The sequence below is a fragment of the Streptomyces sp. NPDC001406 genome (genome assembly GCF_042895285.1).
In the GTDB taxonomy this organism is placed as follows: domain Bacteria; phylum Actinomycetota; class Actinomycetes; order Streptomycetales; family Streptomycetaceae; genus Streptomyces.
Genome location: NZ_JBIAWG010000012.1, coordinates 188,587 through 209,123 on the forward strand (window position 1 = coordinate 188,587; position 20,537 = coordinate 209,123).

General features: G+C 71.0%; 17 protein-coding genes. 8 read left to right on the forward strand and 9 right to left on the reverse strand.

The annotated features are described in order from the left end of the window. Positions 1 to 34: 34 nt before the first annotated feature. Positions 35 to 379 (reverse strand): YbaB/EbfC family nucleoid-associated protein, encoded by a 345-nt coding sequence (locus tag ACFY1J_RS28635; protein WP_361617076.1) that lies wholly within the window; start codon positions 377 to 379, stop codon positions 35 to 37. Positions 380 to 628: 249 nt separating this feature from the next. On the opposite strand from ACFY1J_RS28635, the gene ACFY1J_RS28640 reads away from it, so the two are divergent. Further along, entirely contained in the window at positions 629 to 1,381 is a 753-nt protein-coding gene (locus ACFY1J_RS28640; protein WP_390732223.1) for an SLATT domain-containing protein, read from the forward strand. Between the two features lie 319 nt (positions 1,382 to 1,700). Here the strand turns inward: ACFY1J_RS28640 and ACFY1J_RS28645 are convergent, their stop codons facing one another. Beyond that, positions 1,701 to 3,230, reverse strand: a complete 1,530-nt coding sequence (locus ACFY1J_RS28645) for a substrate-binding domain-containing protein (protein WP_390732224.1) — start codon at positions 3,228 to 3,230, stop codon at positions 1,701 to 1,703. Positions 3,231 to 3,368: 138 nt separating this feature from the next. Further along, entirely contained in the window at positions 3,369 to 5,465 is a 2,097-nt protein-coding gene (locus ACFY1J_RS28650; protein ID WP_390732225.1) for a protein kinase, read from the reverse strand. A 177-nt stretch (positions 5,466 to 5,642) separates the two neighbouring features. Here ACFY1J_RS28650 and ACFY1J_RS28655 point away from each other — a divergent pair, with 177 nt between their 5' ends. From ACFY1J_RS28655 to ACFY1J_RS28670, 4 genes are all read left to right on the forward strand, one after another. Then, positions 5,643 to 6,998, forward strand: a complete 1,356-nt coding sequence (locus ACFY1J_RS28655; protein ID WP_390708134.1) for an aspartate aminotransferase family protein — start codon at positions 5,643 to 5,645, stop codon at positions 6,996 to 6,998. Between the two features lie 109 nt (positions 6,999 to 7,107). Next, positions 7,108 to 7,800, forward strand: a complete 693-nt coding sequence (locus ACFY1J_RS28660) for a GntR family transcriptional regulator (RefSeq protein ID WP_390708135.1) — start codon at positions 7,108 to 7,110, stop codon at positions 7,798 to 7,800. Then, a complete protein-coding gene (locus tag ACFY1J_RS28665; protein WP_390732226.1) occupies positions 7,797 to 10,280 on the forward strand; it encodes a dolichyl-phosphate beta-glucosyltransferase in 2,484 nt (827 codons plus the stop codon). Before ACFY1J_RS28660 ends, ACFY1J_RS28665 begins: the two co-directional genes overlap by 4 nt. Positions 10,281 to 10,486: 206 nt before the next feature. Continuing rightward, complete coding sequence (locus ACFY1J_RS28670; RefSeq protein WP_390708137.1) at positions 10,487 to 11,137, forward strand: hypothetical protein; 651 nt, start codon at positions 10,487 to 10,489, stop codon at positions 11,135 to 11,137. A gap of 94 nt (positions 11,138 to 11,231) precedes the next feature. Here the strand turns inward: ACFY1J_RS28670 and ACFY1J_RS28675 are convergent, their stop codons facing one another. Together ACFY1J_RS28675 and ACFY1J_RS28680 are read right to left on the reverse strand one after the other, a co-directional pair. After that, a complete protein-coding gene (locus ACFY1J_RS28675) occupies positions 11,232 to 13,049 on the reverse strand; it encodes a bifunctional metallophosphatase/5'-nucleotidase (protein ID WP_390732227.1) in 1,818 nt (605 codons plus the stop codon). Between the two features lie 187 nt (positions 13,050 to 13,236). Further along, complete coding sequence (locus ACFY1J_RS28680; RefSeq protein WP_390708139.1) at positions 13,237 to 14,520, reverse strand: adenylosuccinate synthase; 1,284 nt, start codon at positions 14,518 to 14,520, stop codon at positions 13,237 to 13,239. A gap of 196 nt (positions 14,521 to 14,716) precedes the next feature. On the opposite strand from ACFY1J_RS28680, the gene ACFY1J_RS28685 reads away from it, so the two are divergent. Further along, positions 14,717 to 15,583 carry a diacylglycerol kinase gene (locus ACFY1J_RS28685; RefSeq protein WP_390732228.1) on the forward strand — a complete coding sequence of 289 codons (867 nt, stop codon included), beginning with the start codon at positions 14,717 to 14,719 and terminating at the stop codon, positions 15,581 to 15,583. A 12-nt stretch (positions 15,584 to 15,595) separates the two neighbouring features. Here the strand turns inward: ACFY1J_RS28685 and ACFY1J_RS28690 are convergent, their stop codons facing one another. Continuing rightward, the gene (locus ACFY1J_RS28690; RefSeq protein ID WP_390708141.1) at positions 15,596 to 16,093 is read right to left on the reverse strand and encodes a GbsR/MarR family transcriptional regulator; all 498 of its coding nucleotides are present in this window, start codon (positions 16,091 to 16,093) and stop codon (positions 15,596 to 15,598) included. A 73-nt stretch (positions 16,094 to 16,166) separates the two neighbouring features. Here ACFY1J_RS28690 and ACFY1J_RS28695 point away from each other — a divergent pair, with 73 nt between their 5' ends. Both ACFY1J_RS28695 and ACFY1J_RS28700 read left to right on the forward strand, forming a co-directional pair. Beyond that, positions 16,167 to 17,060 carry an ATP-binding cassette domain-containing protein gene (locus tag ACFY1J_RS28695; protein WP_390708142.1) on the forward strand — a complete coding sequence of 298 codons (894 nt, stop codon included), beginning with the start codon at positions 16,167 to 16,169 and terminating at the stop codon, positions 17,058 to 17,060. Beyond that, positions 17,057 to 18,658: an ABC transporter permease gene (locus tag ACFY1J_RS28700; RefSeq protein ID WP_390708143.1), complete on the forward strand. Its 1,602-nt coding sequence runs from the start codon at positions 17,057 to 17,059 to the stop codon at positions 18,656 to 18,658. Before ACFY1J_RS28695 ends, ACFY1J_RS28700 begins: the two co-directional genes overlap by 4 nt. Before the next feature lie 13 nt (positions 18,659 to 18,671). Here ACFY1J_RS28700 and ACFY1J_RS28705 read toward each other — a convergent pair whose 3' ends face one another. The 3 genes from ACFY1J_RS28705 to ACFY1J_RS28715 all read right to left on the reverse strand — a co-directional run bounded on the left by ACFY1J_RS28705 (position 18,672) and on the right by ACFY1J_RS28715 (position 20,503). After that, entirely contained in the window at positions 18,672 to 18,932 is a 261-nt protein-coding gene (locus ACFY1J_RS28705; RefSeq protein WP_390708144.1) for a Uma2 family endonuclease, read from the reverse strand. After that, positions 18,875 to 19,195 (reverse strand): hypothetical protein, encoded by a 321-nt coding sequence (locus tag ACFY1J_RS28710; protein WP_390732281.1) that lies wholly within the window; start codon positions 19,193 to 19,195, stop codon positions 18,875 to 18,877. Before ACFY1J_RS28710 ends, ACFY1J_RS28705 begins: the two co-directional genes overlap by 58 nt. Before the next feature lie 87 nt (positions 19,196 to 19,282). Next, entirely contained in the window at positions 19,283 to 20,503 is a 1,221-nt protein-coding gene (locus tag ACFY1J_RS28715; RefSeq protein ID WP_390732229.1) for a cytochrome P450, read from the reverse strand. Positions 20,504 to 20,537: the final 34 nt, after the last annotated feature.

Sequence of the window (20,537 nt, forward strand, 5' to 3'; positions counted from 1 at the left end):
TTCCTGTACGTACCGTAGTTGGCCGCGGCCCGTCTTAGAAAGGCAGGCCGGGAATGCCGCTGCCGCCGCCCAGTCCCTGGGCCAGCGGGCCGAGCTTCTGCTGCTGGAGGGTCTGCGCGTTCTCGTTGGCCGCCTGGACGGCCGCGACGATCAGGTCGGCGAGGGTCTCGGTGTCCTCCGGGTCCACCGCCTTGGGGTCGATCACGAGGCCGCGCAGCTCGCCGGCGCCGGTGACCGTGGCCTTCACCAGACCCCCGCCCGACTGACCGTCGACCTCCGTGTTCGCCAGTTCCTCCTGGGCCTTCGCCAGGTCCTGCTGCATCTTCTGGGCCTGCTGGAGCAGCTGCTGCATATTGGGCTGGCCACCACCGGGGATCACGATCAGCTCCTGGTTCGGTTCTCGTTGTTCTCCGTTGTGCACGAGCCTACGTGGTCCACGCAGGCATCGCCCCGCCACTCTTTCGAGTGAGATTGTCGTGAGTCCTATACCTGATCAAGGCCCCCTTCCGAGCGGAAAAGAGGCGAAAGCTTCGCCTTCGCCACCCATTGGGCGGTAGGAAAGGTGCCGCGCGCGTCAGCAGCAAGATGTCACTCAACGTGACCGGTCGCGATCAGTAGGGAGTGCCGGGTGGGTCAGCCGGAGATGCAGCCCGAGGGTCCGCCTCAGGACGGGCGGGGCGAGGGGGCGGCCGGGCTGCGGCCGGGCGATCTGGCCGGGCGGATGTTTCCGCCCGGGGACTGGGGGGAGCCGGCCGAGCGGCTGGACGAGCTGTACCGGTGGGTGGAGCGGGGGGCTCTGGAGACGGCGGCCTGGTATCTCACGGACCGGGTGTGGAAGCGGCGCGGGGCGCGGGCGCTGCGGGCGGGGGCGGCGACGGGGGCAGTGTGCGGGAGCGTGCTGCCGCTGCTGGATCTGACCGGGGTGCTCGGTGGGGGTGCGCCGTGGGGGTATCTGGCGCTGATGGTCGCGGTGGCGTGTGTCGGGGTCGACCGGTTCTTCGGGGTCACGTCGGGGTGGATAAGGGACGTGGCCACCGCGCAGGCCGTGCAGCGGCGGTTGCAGGTGTTGCAGTTCGACTGGGCGACGGAGTGTGTGCGGGAGGTTCTGGGGCCGGCCGAGGGGACGGCGAGTGAGGCCACCGAGCGGTGTCTGGGGGTGCTGCGGAGGTTCTCCGAGGACGTGACGGAGTTGGTGCGGGTGGAGACTGCCGACTGGATGGTGGAGTTTCGGACCGGGTCCGCGCCGTTGGGGATTCAGGCGGCTGTGGCGGGGTCCGGGGGGCGGGGGGAATCGGGGGGGTTGCCTGGGCGGTTTCCGTTGCCGCCGGGGGCTGCCGCCCGGCCCAATATGCCTCGGCAGCGGCCGCCGGAGCCGCGGTAGCGGGTGCGGGGGGGTTCACTTCCCGGTGCTGACAAGGTGCCCTGTGCTGGGGCTGGGCGGGGGTGGGTGCGCGGCCCGGCGCTTACGGGGTGCCGCTGCGCCCACCCGTGCCGCCTGGGGCCCCTGCTCGAAGAGCTTGGGGGAGGCACGACTGCCCGCAGCTATGGCGGCCAGGCCGGCCCCAGCTATGGCGGGCGACCCGGACCGCGGCTGCGGCGGCCGGCCCGGCCCGCAGCTATGGCGGGTGGGGTGGACCACGGCCATGGCGGGTGGGGTGGACCGCGGGTGGGGTGGGCGGGGTGCCGTTTTGTGGGTGGGGTCAGGCGCAGAGTTTCAGTCCCTCTGGGGTCCAGCACGGGATGTGGCCGTGGGTGCGGATTACGTCCTGGCCGTTTCCTCGGGAGAGGTACGTCAGGAAGCTGGAGACCAGGGAGTCGGCCGGGGGCTGGCCGTAGGTGTAGGCGTACTCGATCTCCCGGTAGGGGTACGCGCTCCGGCCGTGTTCGATGGCGTCCACCGACGGCTCGTTGCCGTCGAGGCGGAGGATGTGCAGGCCCTTGGCCCGGGTGGCCAGGTTCAGTTCGCTGTAGCCGACGGCGCCCGGGAGCTTGGCCACCTCCGTCAGGACCTGGTCGGTGGAGTCCAGCTCGCAGCGGGTCACCGGGGCCGACGCGTCGTCCCTGCGGACGCAGTCGACGGAGGAGTTGGCGATCTCGCCCCGGCCCAGCACCCGCTGCTGGAACACCTGCCGCGTCCCGGAGTTGGCGTCCCTGCTGACCAGGTGGACCGGCAGGTCCGGGCCGCCGAGCCGGCGCCAGTTGGTGATCTCGCCGCGGTACAGGCGTCGTACGTCCTTCGCCGACAGGTTCTTCAGGGTCACGTCGTCGTTCACCACCAGCGCGAAGACCGACACCGCGACCCGGCTCTCGCGCAGCTCCGGCATGTCGCTGGGCTTGGGACCGTCCGAGAGGGCGACCAGGGGCGGGGAGCCCCTCCCCTTCCACTGGGCGCCGGTGGCCTCCAGCTCCCGTACCCCGGCGGTGGAGCCGTGCGGGTCCACCGTGACCGTCGAACCGTCGCAGTCCCCCTCGTACTTCTCCGCCACCTCCCGCAGCACGGGCGCGAAGGCAGTCGAACCGGTGACCGTCAGCGTGCCCTTCTCGCAGCCGATCGGCGGCGGGGTGTCGTCCCGGGCCACGACGATGGTGGCGAGCGTGACGACACAGACCGTGAGCATGATGGTGATCAGCCGGGAGGCCCGGCTGAACAGGGGCGGCTTGTCGTCGGGCGTGGCGCTGCGGTTGGGGTGGACCTCGCCCTCCCGGATCCCCCCGATGAGCCGGATCTCCCGGCCCACGTCCCCGCCGGACAGCAGGACGAGCAGCTTGAAGTGGTCACCCCTGTTGAGCGGGACCCGCGGGATGCGCAGGGTGTTGCCCTCGTAGCCGAACCCCCGCTCGGGGGTGAAGTGGTCCATGAGATGGTCGGTGTCGTTCGGCTGGGTGACCGACACGCCCCGGACGGTGCGGTCGGTGAACACCGCGGTCAGTCCGTGCCGTTCGGGACTGGTGTAGTCGTCGCGGTCGATGCCCTGCGAGCCGTCGTTCTCCACGCGGAGCAGGACGAGCGTGGCGTCCGCCATGACCGGGGCCTCGTCGAAGAGGCCCAGGCGTCGGTTGGCGCGGCCCGAACGGACGTCGTCGCCGATCGGGTTGTCCATCTGCACGCGGTAGCCGACCCGCTTGCGGCGCGGCACCCGGCGCTCGTACCAGACCATGCCGGCCGACGCGGCGATACCGAGCACCGCCGTCCCCACGGCCACGACGTTCTCCGCACTCAGCCACTCCATGTGGGTGCCCCCGCTACTCCCCGGAGTCGAATGGTGGGGTCACAGTACGGGCACCCGGGCGGACAATCCGGTCTCGTGGGCTGAAGTTCGCCGGGCGTTCAACGACCTCACAGGAAACGGGAGTTGGCCCTCACCGCATCACCGCTTCGTGTAGGTCAGGCTCTCCCCGTTGCCCTGCTTCGCCCGCCGCAGCCGTCCGTCCGACAGCAGCGTGACCTCGGTGGCCTCGCCGGGCGAGCAGGACGAGAGCGGCTCGCCGGAGGAGACGGTGGACGGGCCGATCTCCAACGGGCCGTTGCCGCTGGGCTGTTCGGCCAGCGCCGCGGTGAAGACACAGTGGTAGCTGCCGCCGCCCACGATGGGCCCGTCGGCGACGAGCGTGAGGACCGTGTCCCCCACATCACCCTGCTGGATGGTCAGTTCGCGGGTGTTGTGCCCGGTGCCGTTGTCGATCGACGTCTCCCAGGTTCCCAGGTAACCGGCCGGGATCGTGCCGTCCGACGGTGCCGGGGTGGTGGGCTGCGAGGTCGTCGGGTCGGGCCCGGAGGTGGTCGGGCCGTTGGTCGTGGGCGCGCCGGTGGTCGGGCCGGGGGAGACGGTGTTCCCGCCCTTGTCGTCGGTGCCGCCGCCCTTCATCAGCGCGTACACCGAGCCGCCCGCGGCGAGCGCGACGACCAGCGCGATCACCACGAGGAGCGCCGTGGACCGGCCGCTCTGGCGCGGCTCGCGCGGCGGAATGCCGCCGGGTCCGTGCGGCGGGGTCGAGCCCATCGGCGGCGGACCGTACGGCGGGGTCGAGCCGACGCCGCCCGCGTACGGGTTGTACGGCTGCCCGGAACCGGGCCAGGCACCGGCGCCGGGCGGCTGCGGATGGCCGTAGGCGGAGGGCTGCGGGTGCTGCTGCGGGTAGCCGTACGCCGGGTGGGCCGGGGGCACCCCGGGCGGGGGCGTCTGGCCCGCGACCATCGTGGGCAGATGGTTCACCCCCGGTCCGCCGCCGTTCGGCCGGGGGTCCCCGGGCGGGGGCGGCACGGAGGCGTCGCCGGAGGCGGGGGCGTGCTCGGGGGACGAACCGGGCGCGGGAGCTTGCCCGGGGGGCGAGCCGGGCGCGGGGGTCTGCTTGTGGATCCACGCCGGGGCGGGGTCGGGCGTACCGTCCCCACCGGGGCCGGGCGCGGCCACGGGAGAGCCGGACGCGGGCCGGCCGGGCGCAGGCGCGGGCAGAGCCGGCCGGGAGTCCGCCCCCACCGGTCCCCCCGCCGGGCCTCCAGCCGGGCCTCCCGCCGGGCTCCCCACCGGCCCCTCCGCCGCCGCCTCCGGATCCTCGGCCTCCAGCAGCTGCACCGCGTGCCGCCCCAGCTGGGCCACCAGCGCCCCCGGCAGCCACGGGTCCCGCGAGCGGCCTCCGGACACCGTGTCCTCGGCGCCGGTGCGCTCCAGGATCCGGTCCAGCGTCGGCCGGGCGGCCGGGTCCTTCTTCAGACAGTCGCGCACCAGGTCGGCGATGCCCTCGGGCACGCCCTCCAGGTCGGGCTCCTCCTGGGCGATCCGGAACATCAGGGCGTGCACCCCGCTGTTGGCGGCGCCGAAGGGGAGCCGGCCGGTCGCCGCGTAGGCGAGCACGGAGCCGAGGCAGAAGACGTCGCAGGCGGGCGTGATCCGGTCGCCGCGCACCTGCTCGGGCGCCATGAAGCCGGGCGAGCCGACCAGGGAGCCGGTCCGGGTCAGCCCGTCCCCGGCCAGGGTCTCCAGGGCCCGCGCGATGCCGAAGTCGATGACGCGCGGCCCGTCGATGGTCACCAGCACGTTGGACGGCTTGAGGTCGCGGTGCACGATCCCGGCGGCGTGGATGTCCTTGAGCGCGTGCGCGAGCCCGGCCGCCAGGATCCGTACCGACCGCTCGGGCAGCGCTCCGTGGTCGTGCCCGACGACCTGCTGGAGGCTGGGTCCGGCGACATACCCGGTGGCCACCCACGGCACGGCGGCCTCGGTGTCCGCGTCCAGCACGGGTGCGGTCCAGTGGCCGCCGACCCGGCGCGCGGCCTGCACCTCCTGCCGGAACCGGGCCCGGAACTCCTCCTGCTCGGCGAGCTCCTCGCGCACCAGCTTCACGGCGACGGTACGGCCCCGGTCCGACCGGGCCAGATACACATGCCCCATGCCGCCCGCGCCGAGCCGCGCCAGCAGCCGGTACGCCCCGATGCGCTGCGGGTCACCGGGCCCGAGCTTCTCCATGGCTGCGCCGCCTTCCCCCCGTAGGTGTGCAACGAACCGAGAATAGTGCGGTCGTGAGGGTGGTCGCGCGGGGCGGTGTCTACGGTTCCGTAACAGACAATCTGTCGTGGAAACCCCCCGACCAGGGAACAGGTCGCCGATATCGCGTTCGCATCGCGGACACTTACGCTCGCTCGCATGACCCCTCAGCCGAATCCCGAAGCCGGCGCCGCCGTGAAGGCCGCGGACCGTGCACACGTCTTCCACTCCTGGTCCGCCCAGGAGCTCATAGACCCGCTCGCCGTGGCCGGCGCCGAGGGGTCGTACTTCTGGGACTACGACGGCAAGCGCTACCTCGACTTCACGAGCGGGCTCGTCTACACCAACATCGGCTACCAGCACCCGAAGGTCGTCGCCGCGATCCAGGAGCAGGCCGCACGCCTGACCACCTTCGCGCCCGCCTTCGCCGTCGAGGCGCGCTCGGAGGCGGCCCGGCTGATCGCCGAGCGCACTCCGGGCGACCTGGACAAGATCTTCTTCACCAACGGCGGCGCGGACGCCGTGGAGCACGCGGTGCGCATGGCCCGGCTGCACACGGGCCGCGCGAAGGTGCTGTCGGCCTACCGCTCGTACCACGGCGGCACGCAGCAGGCCGTGAACATCACCGGCGACCCGCGCCGCTGGCCCTCCGACAGCGCCACCGCCGGTGTCGTCCACTTCTGGGCGCCCTACCTCTACCGCTCCCGCTTCTACGCGGAGACCGAGGAGCAGGAGTGCGCGCGGGCCCTGGAGCACCTGGAGACGACGATCGCCTTCGAGGGTCCCGGCACCATCGCCGGGATCGTCCTGGAGACGATCCCGGGCACCGCGGGGATCATGGTCCCGCCGCCCGGCTATCTCGCGGGCGTGCGGGAGCTGTGCGACAAGTACGGGATCGTGTTCGTCCTGGACGAGGTCATGGCCGGGTTCGGACGCACCGGTGAGTGGTTCGCGGCCGACCTGTTCGACGTCGTGCCCGACCTGATGACCTTCGCCAAGGGCGTGAACTCCGGTTATGTGCCGCTCGGCGGTGTCGCCATCTCCGGGAAGATCGCGGAGACCTTCGGCAAGCGGGCCTACCCGGGCGGCCTGACGTACTCCGGCCATCCGCTGGCCTGCGCCGCCGCCGTCGCCACCATCAACGTGATGGCGGAGGAGGGCGTCGTCACCAACGCGAAGAACCTGGGCGCGAGCGTCGTCGAGCCGGGTCTGCGCGCGCTGGCCGAGCGGCACCCGAGCGTCGGCGAGGTGCGCGGTGTGGGCATGTTCTGGGCCCTCGACCTGGTGAAGAACCGGGAGACCCGGGAGCCGCTGGTGCCGTACAACGCGGCGGGCGAGGCGAACGCGCCGATGGCCGCTTTCGGTGCCGCCGCGAAGAAGAACGGCCTGTGGCCCTTCGTCAACATGAACCGCACGCACATCGTCCCGCCCTGCAATGTGAGCGAGGCCGAGCTGAAGGAGGGTCTTGCGGCCCTGGACGCCGCGCTGAGCGTGGCCGACGAATACACGGTGTGAGTGAGGGCCGCAACACCGAATCTCACCAGGGGGAACTCGAACGCGTAAGGTGACGTGCTCGTAGATATGGACGAGCACATCACCCATACGCGTGAGGAGAGCCCCGACCATGCTCGGCAACGGCGCCGTGACCCGCAGTACCTTGCGGCAGCAGATCGCGGACGCACTTCGTGACGAGGTGCTGGCCGGCCGGCTCCAGCCGGGCCGGGCGTTCACGGTCAAGGAGATCGCGGAGCAGTACGGGGTCTCGGCGACGCCGGTCCGTGAGGCGCTGGTCGACCTGTCCGCGCAGGGCATCCTGGAGGCGGACCAGCACCGCGGCTTCCGCGTCCCGGAGTACTCGCTCGACGACTACCGCGGCATGATCGAGGCGCGCAGCCTGGTCACCGACAGCATGTTCCAGGCGCTCGTCGACGGCCGCAAGCCGTTCGCCGACCCCGAGGAGCCCCGTACGGCGGCCGCCCTCGCCGCGGTCCGCCGGCGCGGCGAGGAGGCCCAGCGCGCGTCCGCCGCCGGTGACCTGACCGTACTGATCGGCTACGACCTGCGCTTCTGGCGCGAGCTGGGCGCCCTGTTCGGCAACCCCTATCTCGCCGACTTCCTGAACCGGCTGCGCGTCCAGTCCTGGGTGTGCGCGGTGCAGCACCTGCGCCGCCTGCCCGATCTGCGCGGCCGCCTGTGGTCCGGGCACACCGAACTGGTGGACGCCCTGGTCCGTCGGGACCCCGCGCGCGCCCGCGCGATCGTCGCCGGGTACAACGCGCACGCCCTCGCCCTCATCGAGCGGCTGGCGGCCGGATGAGCGGCCGCCGCACCGAGGTGGTCGACCTCTCCGTCGTCGTCCCCGCCTACAACGAGGAAGAGCGTCTCGGCCCCACCCTCGAAGCCGTCACGGCCTATCTGAGCGAGAACGAGGGCCGCTGGGGCGAGTGGGAGGTGATCGTCGCCGACGACGGGTCGACCGACGGCACCCGGGAGACAGCGGCCTTGGAGCACCCACGGGTCCAACTCGTCACCAGTGACCGCAACCGCGGCAAAGGCAGCGCCCTGCGCCTCGGGGTCGCGGCCTCGCGCGGCCGCCGGGTGCTGGTCACCGACGCCGACCTGGCGGCGCCCATAACGGAGCTGGAGCGGCTCGACAAGGCGCTCAGCGAGGGGCACACGGCGGCGATCGGCTCGCGTTCGGTGCCGGGTGCGGCGATCGACAACCGCCAGCACCGGGTGCGTGAACTGCTCGGCCGTGCCGGGAACTTCCTGATACGCACGACGGCCGTGCCGGGCATACGGGACACCCAGTGCGGCTTCAAGCTGTTCGAGGGCGACCGGGCCCGTGAGGCCTTCGCCGCCTCCCGGCTCGACGGCTGGGGCATAGACGTGGAGGTGCTCCAGCACTTCCACCGCAGCGACTGGCCCGTGGCCGAGGTCCCGGTCCGCTGGAGCCATCAGCCCGGCTCGAAGGTCGGCCCCCTCGACTACGCCCGCGTCCTGACCGACCTGGCCCGGCTCAGAGCCCGCGCCGTGCGCCCCGCCGACCTCCTGGTCACCGTCCTCTTCCTGCTGATGGCGGTGGCCCTCTACTCGGGCCGTGTCTTCGACCCGGACCACCGCTATCTCCCCGACTCCCTCCAGGACCAGAACCAGTGGGAGTGGTTCTTCGCGGTGACCGCCGACAACGTCGCCCATCTGCGCAGCCCCCTCTTCACCGATCTCCAGGGCTTCCCCGACGGCGTGAACCTGATGGCCAACACGGTCATGCTGGGCCTGTCCGTCCCCTTCGCGCCGCTCACCCTCGCCGCGGGCCCCGCGGTCGCGCTGAGCGTCTGCATGACGCTGGGCCTGGCGGCGACCGCGGCCGCCTGGTACTGGCTGATCGTGAAACGGGTCGTACGGCAGCGGGCGGCCGCCTTCCTGGGCGCCTCGCTGGCCGCCTTCGCGCCCCCGATGGTCAGCCACGCCAACGCGCACCCCAACTTCGTGATCCTCTTCATGATCCCGCTGATCATCGACCGCGCCCTGCGGCTGTGCGCGGGCACGCGGGTGGTGCGGGACGGGGTCGTGCTCGGCCTGATGGCCGCCTACCAGGTCTTCCTGGGCGAGGAACCTTTTTTGCTCGCCGCACTTGGCATGACCCTGTTCGCAGCCGCCTACGCCGCCGTACGACGGGACGTGGCACGGGAGGCCTGGCGGCCGCTGCTGAAGGGCCTGCTGATCGGCGCGGCGGTCTGTCTCCCCCTCGTCGCCTATCCCCTGTACTGGCAGTTCACCGGCCCGCAGAGCTATCGCAGCGTCCTGCACGGCGACGACGTGGGCAACAGCCCCCTGTCCCTGATCGCCTTCGCCGAGCGCTCGCTGTTCGCGGGCGACGCGCAGACGGCGAACTCGCTCTCCCCCAACCCCACCGAGCAGAACGCGTTCTACGGCTGGCCGCTGGTCGCCCTGGCCTTCGCGATCCTCGTACGGCTGTGGGAGCAGGCCCTGGTCAAGGCGCTGGCGTTCACCGCGATGGCCGCCGCGGTGCTGTCCCTCGGCCCGAAGATCCGCATCCCGCTCACCGACACCGTCTACCCCGGCCCCTGGGCCCTGCTGGCCGACAAGCCGCTGTTCGAGTCGGTGATCGAGGGCCGGGTGGCGATGGTCTGCGCCCCCGCGCTGGGCATGATGGTGGCGATCGCGGTGGACAGGCTCGCGGCGACCCGCGCCGTGGGCACGATGTACTTCGGCTTCCTCGGCGTCCTGCTCGCCCTGGCCCCACTGGTCCCGGCGCCGCTGAAGTCCGCGGAGCGGGCCGAGGTGCCCGCGTTCTTCACGGACGGGACCTGGAGGTCGTACGTCCGCGAGGGCGAGTCGCTCGTCCCCGTGCCGCTGCCCGACTCCGGCGTCGCGGAGGCCCTGCACTGGCAGACGGCCGCCGATCTGGGCTTCCGACTCCCCGGCGGCTACTTCAACGGCCCGTACGGCGAGGATCGCATCGGCATCTACGGCGCCTCCCCGCGCTACACCTCCAACATGCTCCGGGACGTGCGCTGGACCGGCGTGGTCCCGATCATCGGCAAGAACTGGCAGGCGCAGGCCAAGCGGGACTTCGCCTACTGGAAGGCGGGCGTCCTGGTGGTCGTACCCCAGCCAAATGACGACAAGCTGCGCACGGCCCTGCACAAGCTCACCGGCCGTGCCGGAAAGTGGACGCACGGTGTGTGGGTATGGGACCTGCACCAGGGAGGCAAGGGCCTGTCCGGCGGATCAGGCCGGAGAAATCCAACGGCAACGGATCAGCGAAGGTGAGCGGGGTCTGGAGCGTGCAACTGCAAGGCGGAGGAGGGCGTCGACGCGATGGGGGTCCCCCCTGCTCGAAGAGCTTGAGGGAGCGCGTGCCAGACCCCGCGTCTCCGGCAGGATCCGCCGGGCAGACCCTGAGGCTGCGCCGCACCGATTACCCTTCCCTGACCACCCTGCAATGCGTGTACGCGTGCTGATGCGAGGAGCTCTCTTTGGCCTGTGACCTGTGGCTGGTGCCGCTCGTGGACGTCCTGTGCCACACCCCGGACAACCCGTTCGCCGAGGAACTCGCGCAATACAACAAGGTGCTCGCCGAGGCCGGACTCCCACCGGTGCCGGTGTACCAGTACATGCCGGGCCTGTCCGGCGAGGTCGCCCCGGTGGCCGGCTTCGACTACGACGCGCTGCACTTCCTGCGCCGGGTCTACCTCCTGCAGATGTGCGGGCTGCCGGTGACCCCGGTGGACGAACTGGGCGGCGACTACGAACAGCTCCTGGAGATGTTCGAGTCCACCGCCCAGCAGTCGCACCTGGTCTGGCACTACGACCACGCGGGCGCCTACGTCCCGGTCGACTTCCCCAACCCGCTGTCCAACGACGAGCTGCTGGCGAGCGGCGGCCCGCTGGGCTCCTCCCAGACGCTGCTGCGGGAGCTGGAGTTCGTCGCCCCGTCGATCGGCATCGATCCGGCCAACCCCCCGGCGGCACCGGAACCCCCGCGTGGCCCCACGGAGTTGGAGGAGCCGGCGGTCCCGCCGCCGTACGATCCCAGCCCCTTCGCCCGCGAACGGCACGTCTGGCTGGGGCTGCACGCGGCGGCGACCCGGAGCCTGGCCCAGGGGTCCATGATCGTCTTCAGCTGACCGTGGTCGCCGACGCCGGGCTGGGCCACCGTCTTTCCGGGGCGCCCGCTCGCCTGGAAGCGGGCGCCCCCTACTGCCACCCCGCAGCCGACGTTCAGAACACCGGCGTCCCGGCCTGCGTCAGCTTCCAGTTGGCGTCCGCGAAGTCCGACGGGTTCAGCGTGCCCTTGGACACGACGTAGTCGATCATCAGCTGGCGGATCTCGTTGGTGGAGCTGTACGCGATGTCGGCGGACGCGATGTGCGGGTAGCCCGAACCGCCGTTGGCGCGGTAGTTGTTGACGGCGACGACGAAGACCTGGTCGGCGGCGACCGCGGCGCCCTTGTAGGTGAGGTTCTTGATGCGGGAGCCCTCCGGCTGGGCGATGTCGATCTCGTAGGACACGCCCGCCGCGGTGTCGTACATGTAGTCCCAGAATTTGTTGGCGTTGGTGAGGGTGGAGGTGTCCACCGCCGTGCCCGCCGGGACCTGGTGGTAGTACTTCGCCGCGTACTCCAGGTAGTCCTTGAGCTGGGCGCCGGTGAGCTTCTTGCCGTAGAGGGTGTTGTCGTAGATGTAGAGCCCGGCGATGTCCTTGATGGTCACGCTGCCCTGGGGGATGTCGGCCGTGCGGCTGAAGGGCGCGGCGACGGAGATGAGCGGGAGCGCGGCGTCGGCGGCGGACAGGCCCGCCGCGACCGTCTTCATCTGTACCTCGTGGATGAAGTCCATGATGGGGACGTCCTTCCAGCAGGACTCGGCGGCCGAGAGGTCGGCCGTGCAGGTGCCGACGGGCGTGTTGACGTACTTCACGACGAGGTCGTGGTCGGCCTTGAGGAGCCGGGTGATCTCCGGGTCCTCCTCGACGTTGTTGGGGTTGAGGGTCTGGGCCGTCTTGCTCGTGACCTTCCAGCGGCCGTGTTGCAGTTCGACCTCGAAGTCGAAGACGCTGAGCCGGTAGCCCCAGCAGTACGGCTCGGAGAGGAGGACCTCCTCGCCGGTCTCCTCGTTCTTGACGGTGTACGAGGAGACCTCGACGTGGGTGTGGCCGACGAGGATGGCGTCGATGCCGGGGACCTGCTCGGCGACCAGGTTGGAGGCGTTCTCGACGTACGGGAGCGAGTCGCCGTAGGAGGAGGAGCCGTCGAGGCCGGAGTGGTCGGTGAGGAAGACGACGTCACAGCCGAGGGCGCGCAGCCGCGGGACGTACTTCTTGGCCTGCTCGACCAGGCCGGGGAACACCATCTTCCCGCTGACGTTGTCCTTGTCCCACAGGGCGATGCCGGGGTTGGTGAGGCCGAGGATGCCGACCTTGATGTCGGGGGCGCCGGGAACACAGATGCGCTTCACGGTGTACGGCAGGAACGCGGGCCTGAGGGTCTTGGCGTCCAGGGCGTTGGCGCCGAGCAGCGGGAAGCGGCACTGGCTCTCAAACTTGCGCAGGACCTCGATGCCGTAGTTGAACTCGTGGTTGCCGAGGGCCGCGGCGTCGTAGCGCATGTGGTTCATGGCGACGGCCATCGGGTGCTTGGGGCCCCGCTTGCCGTCGGTGCCGGTGATCGGGTCGACGCGGGCGAAGTAGTAGGCCAGGGAGGTGCCCTGGATGATGTCGCCGGCGTCGACGAGCAGGACGCGCTCCTCGCCCTTGGCCTCGCGCTGCTGCTTGACGAGGGTCGCGACGCGGGCGACACCGCAGGAGTTGCCGACCTTGTCGGTGTAGGCGGCGTCCTTGTAATAGTCCCAGTCGAAGACGTGACTGTGCAGGTCGGTGGTGCCGAGGATGGAGAACGACCAGGTGCGGGGCGTGTGTTCGGGCTCGTGGTCGGATGCTTCTGCGGTACCGGTGCCGACCGCTCCGGCGGCGACGGCGGCGGCACCGGTGACGGCCGACTTCTGCATGAACTGCCGGCGGTTCATGGGCTGGACGGGCATTCGGGGCTCCTGGAACGGAAGAGGCTGAAGGAACGGCACTACCCGCGTAGATGCTTGCCCTGCGCCGGTTCCGCGCGGAACCAGGAACAGCCCAAGGGCCGGTCAAGGATGTTCATGTCCATGACCGGCCCGTGGGCCCCGCTGATGACCCGTGGGTCCCGGATGCTGACCCCTGGGTCCCGGATGACTACAGGAACGAGTTGATCTCGATCGTCTCGTCGCGGCCCGGACCCACGCCGATCGCGGAGATCGGGGCGCCGGACATCTCCTCCAGCGCCTTGACGTAGTTCTGGGCGTTCTTCGGCAGGTCGGAGAAGGACTTCGCCTTGGTGATGTCCTCGGACCAGCCCGGGAGGTTCTCGTAGACCGGCTTCGCGTGGTGGAAGTCGGTCTGCGAGTACGGGAGCTCCTCGACGCGCTTGCCGTCGATCTCGTACGCCACGCAGACCGGGATCTGCTCCCAGCCGGTCAGCACGTCCAGCTTGGTGAGGAAGAAGTCGGTCAGGCCGTTCACGCGGGTCGCGTAGCGGGCGATCACGGCATCGAACCAGCCGCAGCGGCGGTCGCGGCCCGTCGTCACACCCCGCTCACCGCCGATGCGGCGCAGCGCCTCGCCGTCCTCGTCGAACAGCTCGGTCGGGAACGGACCGGCGCCGACGCGGGTGGTGTAGGCCTTGAGGATGCCGATGACCCGGCTGATCTTCGTCGGGCCCACGCCGGCACCGGTGCAGGCACCGCCCGCGGTCGGGTTCGAGGAGGTGACGAACGGGTACGTGCCGTGGTCGATGTCCAGGAGCGTGCCCTGGCCGCCCTCGAACAGGACGACCTTGTTCTCCTCCAGGGCCCGGTTGAGGACCAGGACCGTGTCGGCGACGTACGGGGCGAGCTTGTCGGCGTAGCCCAGCAGCTCCTCGACCACCTGCTCGGCGGCGATGGCGCGCCGGTTGTACAGCTTGGTGAGGATCTGGTTCTTGACGTCGAGGGCCGCCTCGACCTTCTGCTCCAGGATCGACTCGTCGTACAGGTCCTGGACCCGGATCCCGACGCGGTTGATCTTGTCCGAGTAGGTCGGACCGATACCGCGCCCCGTCGTCCCGATCTTCCGCTTTCCGAGGAAGCGTTCCGTCACCTTGTCCACGGTGACGTTGTACGGGGTGATGATGTGCGCGTTACCGCTGATCATGAGCTTCGACGTGTCGACGCCGCGCTCGTTCAGACCGCTCAGCTCGGAGAGCAGGACCGACGGGTCGACGACGACGCCGTTTCCGATGACCGGCGTACAGCCGGGAGAGAGGATTCCGGAAGGGAGGAGGTGGAGTGCATACTTCTGGTCGCCGACGACCACCGTGTGGCCGGCGTTGTTGCCGCCCTGGTAGCGAACGACATAGTCCACCGAGCCACCGAGCAGGTCGGTGGCCTTCCCCTTGCCTTCGTCACCCCACTGAGCACCGAGCAGCACAAGTGCGGGCACGCGCGTACACCCCTTCCGGGCGGGGCATGTCCAAGGTCAGGGCGTGGGCGTAAGGTTCACCGCCGCGTACCACCGCGACCGCCTTTGGTCGCACAACCGTCGGACCGGATGCCCCGGAATAGACGAAGCCCCTGGCGCAATAGCGCAAGGGGCTCTTGCACAAAGATGCTACCCGAGGAAGCGAGGCAGGACCGAGGTGGCGACTTTTGCGACGTCCGATCAGCTGCTGGTGGTCATCGACCCGGTCGCCCGGTGGACGGACGGGGAGTCCGTACGGATCGCGAAAGACGTGCTCAGCGCGGGTGCGACCACCAAGGTCTGCCTGCCGGAGGGGCCGGAGGAATTCGCCCGCGCGCTGGCGCGGCGCGGCTCGCGCCGCCCCGTGGTGATCGGCGACGACCGGGCGCTGGTCCGCGCGGTGTCCCTGCTGCACCGGCAGCGGGAGCTGGCCGGATGCGTGCTGTCGGTGGTGCCGGTGGGGGGCGCGCTGACGCTGGCGGAGACCCTGGGGGTGCCGACGGGGGCGGTGGCCGCGGCGCGGGCCGTGCTCGACGGGGTGGAGCGGCGCATGGACCTGCTGGTCGACGACAGTGACGGGGTGGTGCTCGGCGCGCTGCGGATCCCGCCGGTGCCGGTGCGGCGGGCCGCGCAGCCGGAGCCGGTGCCCGTGGCTCAGGGGCGCCCTTGGCTGCGGACGACGTACCGGTCCCTCGTACGGACGCTGGGCGCCCGCCCCGCCCGGCTCGCCACCACCGTGCCCGCCCCCGGGCCCGCGCGGCTGCGGGTGGAGGTCGACGGGGTGACGCTCGTCGATCTGGACCAGCCGGTGGAGGGCGTCTCGGTGGCGACCGGTTCCGCCGGGCTGGCCGAGGTCGAGGTGCGGCCGGCGTCGGTGGGCGCGGAGGCGTGCCCGCTGCGGGCCTCCGGGCGGACCGTGACCGTGGCCGGACCGGACTTCCGGTACCGGGCGGACGCGGGCGTGGCGGGGCCGGTGCGGAAGCGGACGTGGCGGGTCGTGGAGGGGGCCTGGGGGCTCACGGTGCCCCAGCGGGCCGGCGCCTGAAAGGGGCCGGGTTCAGTCCTGCCCGAAGAGCTGCTCGCGGTGCACCCGCCAGCGCTCCATCATGGCCGCGATCTCGCCGTCGACGAACTCGAAGAAGGCCAGCGTCTCGGCCATACGGCGGCCCGCCGGGGTGTCCGTGCCGAGGCTGACGACCCCCTCGCGCAGGGCGCCCTCCCAGCGCTTGATGACCGCCTCGCGGTTGGTCAGGGCCTCGTACCACTGGTTGCTGTGCACCCGGTAGCGCTCGCGCCGCGAACCGGGCTCGCGCTCGCGGGACACCATGTGCTGCTGTGCCAGGTAGCGCACCGCGCCGGAGACCGCGGCGGGGCTCACCTGGAGCTGGTCACCCAGTTCGGCGGAGCTCATCGCGCCGTCGTCGGAGGACAGGAGCGCGGCGAAGATCCGGGCCGGCATGCGCTGCATCCCGGCCTCGACGAGCTGGGCCGCGAAGGACTCGACGAACTTCGACACCGCCTCGGGGTCACGCTCCGTACGGGCTGATTCCGTCATGACCGCATCCTATCCGAGCTTCATAGCCTTCCTTAACTTCACAAATTTCTGAAAGAAGCGTACGTTCTGAGCCATGACGAAGGCAATCACCGTCTCCGGACTGCACAAGTCCTTCGGGCGGACACACGCCCTGGACGGCCTCGACCTGGAGGTCGCCACCGGAGAGGTCCACGGCTTCCTCGGCCCCAACGGCTCCGGGAAGTCCACCACCATCCGGGTGCTGCTCGGCCTGCTGCGCGCCGACTCGGGCGCCGCGCAGATACTGGGCCGCGACCCGTGGAGGGACGCCGTGGAGGTGCACCGCCGGATCGCCTACGTCCCCGGCGACGTCACCCTGTGGCGCAACCTCTCCGGCGGCGAGGTCATCGACCTGTACGGCCGGCTGCGCGGGGGCCTCGACAAGGCGCGCCGGGCGGAGCTGATCGAGCGGTTCGAGCTGGACCCCACCAAGAAGGGCCGCACCTACTCGAAGGGCAACCGGCAGAAGGTCGCCCTCGTCGCCGCCTTCGCCTCCGACGTCGACCTGCTGATCCTGGACGAGCCGACCTCGGGCCTGGACCCCCTGATGGAGGAGATCTTCCAGCGCTGCGTGGAGGAGGAGCGCGACCGCGGCCGCACGATCCTGCTGTCCTCGCACATCCTCAGCGAGGTCGAGGAGCTCTGCGACCGGGTGAGCATCATCCGCAACGGCCGCACCGTCGAGAGCGGCTCGCTGGCCGACCTGCGCCACCTCACCCGCACCAGCGTCAGCGCCGAACTCGCGGGCCCGCCCAACGGCCTGTCCCACCTCCCCGGCGTCCACGACCTCGACGTGCAGGGCCGCCGCGTCCGTCTCCAGGTGGACACCGACAAGCTGGACGCCGTGCTGCGGCAGCTGGGCGAGTCGGGCGTACGGTCCCTGACCTCGACCCCGCCCACGCTGGAGGAACTGTTCCTGCGCCACTACCAGGACGAGGTGTCGCGATGACCACCCTCGCGGTACGGACGCGTGGCGGCACCCGTCAACTGGCCGGCACCGGAACCCTGTTGCGCTTCGCCCTGCGCCGCGACCGGGTGATGATCCCGGTCTTCGTCGCGGTGAACGCCCTCATGATCCTCTCCATGCCGGGCACCCTGAAGTCCCTGTACGACACCACCGCCGAACGCACCGACCTGGCACGGCAGATGGAGACCAACGCCTCGTTCCGCGCCCTGATCGGCCCGGTCTTCGACACCTCGATCGGCGCGCTGACGGCCTGGCGCGTGGGCGTGTACGCCGCCGCCCTCGCCGCCGTGATGAGCCTGCTGATCGTCGTACGGCACACCCGGGACGAGGAGGAGAGCGGCCGGCAGGAGCTGGTGGCGTCGGGGATGGTGGGCCGCCGGGCCTCCCTCACGGCGGCGCTGCTGGCGGCGGCCGTCGCGAACGCCGTACTGGCGCTGCTGGTCACAGCCGGCCTGGCCGGGCAGGGGGCCTCGGGCGCCGTGTCCTTCGGCCTCGGCCTCGCCGGGGTCGGCATGCTCTTCGCCACGATGGCGGCGATCGTCGCCCAGCTGACGGAGAGCGCACGGCTCGCCCGGGGGCTGACCTCGGCGGTCCTCGGGGCGGCCTTCGTCCTGCGCGCGGCGGGCGACTCGGCGTCCGACGACGGTTCCTCGGTGCTGACGTGGCTGTCGCCGCTCGGCTGGCTGGAGAACCAGCGGTCCTTCGCGGACGAACGCTGGTGGGTACTGCTGCTGTTCGCCGCCGCGATCGCCGCCCAGGGCGCCCTGGCCTACGGACTCGCCGGGCGCCGGGACGTCGGCATGAGCTTCCTGCCCACGCGGCCCGGACCGGCCGAAGGCCGCATGGGCACGGCGGGCGCGCTGGCCTGGCGGCTGCAACGGGGCAGCGTCCTCGGCTGGTCGATCGGCTTCTTCCTGGCCGGGGTCGTCTACGGCGGGCTGACCGACGGCGCGGCCGACCTGGTCCGCGGCAACGACCAGGCACGGGAGATCTTCGAGCGGATGGGCGGCCAGAGCGCGTTGACGAACGCGTTCCTCGCGGCGATGGTCGGCATGCTAGGCCTGATCGCCTCCCTGTACGTCGTGGCCTCGGTTCTGCGGCTGCACGGCGAGGAGACCTCGGGCCGCGCGGAACCGGTACTGGCCTGCGCAGTGGGCCGCCTGCGCTGGGCCGCGAGCCATCTGACCATCGCCTTCGGCGGCTCGGCCCTGATCATGCTCCTGGCGGGCCTGGGCTTCGCCGTCGGCTACGGCAAGGAGATCGCCCCGATCCTGGGCGCCTGCCTCCTCCAGCTCCCGGCGGTATGGGTGATCGGCGGGGTGGCGGTCCTGCTCTACGGAATCGCCCCCCGAGCGGCAACAGCAGCCTGGGGAGTGGCAGTCGCCGTCCTCCTGATCGGCTGGGTGGGCCCGGCCCTGAACGCCCCCCAGATCATCCTGGACCTCTCCCCCTTCGGCCACCTCCCGAAGCTGCCGGGCGCCGAGATGCAGTGGACCCCGGTACTGACCCTTGCGGCGCTGGCGGTGCTCCTGGTGGGCGCGGGGCTGACGGCACTGCGGAGACGGGACTTGACGACGTGAGGGTGACCTCCCGTCAGTCGACGTACTGCTTGAGCTTCTCGGTGTCGAGTTCGATGCCCACGGGGGCAGGAAGCGCGACTTTGCCGCCGAGCCTCACCGTGTGGATGTCGCTGTATCCGTCCTTTTGACCGGGTTCGGTGTGCACGAGGACCGAGCGGGCGCGCCGGTCGACGAGCAGACAGACCGGGATGCCCGCGCCCGCGTAGGCAGAGGCCTTCACCACACGGTCGCGGTGGTGCGTGTACGAGTCGTGCGACGTGACTTCGACAGCCATGAGGACGCCGTCAGGGTCGGACCAGTCACCGTGACCCGTGAAATGGCCTTGAGCCCCCGGCAGGGGTAGGGGTGGAGTTCAGGTCTGGCCCACATCCACTGGCGGACCAGCCACATCACGACCGTGCCATGGGTACCGTCCGACGCCTTCCTGAACCCGATCCGGCCGTCGAGGAACTCAAGTCGGACGGTCTCGATCTCCCGTTCAACAAATGCCGCGACCTGCTCGAACTCATCCACCAACATCTGGTCCGTGCCTGTCATGGCGCCCCCCTTCACCGGCAGGCAACAGCTTGACGAGCCACAGGCGCCCGTCGGCCGGAATCGCTCGGCGATCAGCCGAACGGGTGATCAACCCACCTCGACGCTCAACCCCTCCAAACCCCGGATCACAAAGTTCGGCTTCCTCTGCGGCTCTGCCGTCAGGCTCAGGCGTGGGGCCTGCTCCAGTAGCGCTGTCATCGATGCCGCCAGTTCGATGCGGGCCAGTGGGGCGCCGATGCAGTAGTGGATGCCCGCGCTGAAGGAGATGTGGGGGTTGTCCGTGCGGGTGAGGTCGAGGGTCTCGTGGGCGGTGAAGACCGCCGGGTCGTGGTTGGCGGAGCCGAAGAGCATGGCGATCTCCGCGCCCCTCGGGATCGTCGTGCCGTCGATCTCGATCTCGTCCAGCACCCAGCGCTCGAAGAGCTGGAGCGGGGTGTCGTAGCGCATCAGCTCCTCGATGGCCGAGGGGACCAGGGAGTGGTCCGCGCGCAGGGCGGCCAGCTGAGCCGGGTTGCGGAACAGGGCCCACCAGCCGTTCACCGTCGCGTTCACCGTGGCCTCGTGGCCCGCGTTGAGGAGCAGGACCGCCGTGGAGATCATCTCCTGCTCGGTCAGCCGGTCGCCCTCGTCGTGCGCCGCGATCAGGCCCGAGACCAAGTCCTCGCCGGGCTCCTTGCGGCGCGCCGCGATCAGCTCCCGGAGGTAGTCCGAGAACTCCACCGAAGCCCGGACCGCCTTCGCCGCCGTGTCCTCGGAGGGATTCAGCTCGTACATCCCGCAGATGTCCGCCGACCAGGGGCGCAGCTGGGCGCGGTCCGACTCGGGGATGCCCAGCATCTCCGCGATCACCGCGACCGGAAGCGGCTCCGCGACGTCCTTCAGCAGATCGCCGCCGCCGGCCGCCACGAGGGCCGACACCAGTTCCCCGGCCAGCTCGCCGACGTACGGCTTGAGCCGCTCCACCGTGCGCGGGGTGAACGCCTTCGACACCAGGCGCCGGATACGGGTGTGGTCCGGCGGTTCGAGGTCGAGCATCCCATGGTCGTTCAGGACGTGGAACGGCTCGTGCTCCGGCGGGGGCGCCGTGCGGCCGAAGTCCTCGTGCGAGAACCGGTGCTGATACGTACGGCCGAGGCGGCGGTCCCGCAACAGCGCCGAGACGTCCGCGTGGTGCGGGACCAGCCACTGGTCGGTCGGTTCGTAGTAGAGCACGCGGCCCCTCGCCCGCAGCTCGGCATAGGCCGGGTACGGATCGGCGAGGAACGCCGGGTCCCAGGGGTCGAAGGCGAGATCGGAAACAGCTGCCATGGACGGACGCTAGCCCGGTTCCTCCCTCCGTGAC

Bases quoted from the DNA above. Each gene is read 5' to 3' on its own strand.
- ACFY1J_RS28645 (WP_390732224.1), bottom strand. From the start codon at position 3,230: ATGGAGTGGCTGAGTGCGGAGAACGTCGTGGCCGTGGGGACGGCGGTG.
- ACFY1J_RS28650 (WP_390732225.1), bottom strand. From the start codon at position 5,465: ATGGAGAAGCTCGGGCCCGGTGACCCGCAGCGCATCGGGGCGTACCGG.
- ACFY1J_RS28655 (WP_390708134.1), top strand. From the start codon at position 5,643: ATGACCCCTCAGCCGAATCCCGAAGCCGGCGCCGCCGTGAAGGCCGCG.
- ACFY1J_RS28660 (WP_390708135.1), top strand. From the start codon at position 7,108: ATGCTCGGCAACGGCGCCGTGACCCGCAGTACCTTGCGGCAGCAGATC.
- ACFY1J_RS28665 (WP_390732226.1), top strand. From the start codon at position 7,797: ATGAGCGGCCGCCGCACCGAGGTGGTCGACCTCTCCGTCGTCGTCCCC.
- ACFY1J_RS28675 (WP_390732227.1), bottom strand. From the start codon at position 13,049: ATGCCCGTCCAGCCCATGAACCGCCGGCAGTTCATGCAGAAGTCGGCC.
- ACFY1J_RS28690 (WP_390708141.1), bottom strand. From the start codon at position 16,093: ATGACGGAATCAGCCCGTACGGAGCGTGACCCCGAGGCGGTGTCGAAG.
- ACFY1J_RS28695 (WP_390708142.1), top strand. From the start codon at position 16,167: ATGACGAAGGCAATCACCGTCTCCGGACTGCACAAGTCCTTCGGGCGG.
- ACFY1J_RS28700 (WP_390708143.1), top strand. From the start codon at position 17,057: ATGACCACCCTCGCGGTACGGACGCGTGGCGGCACCCGTCAACTGGCC.
- ACFY1J_RS28705 (WP_390708144.1), bottom strand. From the start codon at position 18,932: ATGGCTGTCGAAGTCACGTCGCACGACTCGTACACGCACCACCGCGAC.
- ACFY1J_RS28710 (WP_390732281.1), bottom strand. From the start codon at position 19,195: ATGACAGGCACGGACCAGATGTTGGTGGATGAGTTCGAGCAGGTCGCG.
- ACFY1J_RS28715 (WP_390732229.1), bottom strand. From the start codon at position 20,503: ATGGCAGCTGTTTCCGATCTCGCCTTCGACCCCTGGGACCCGGCGTTC.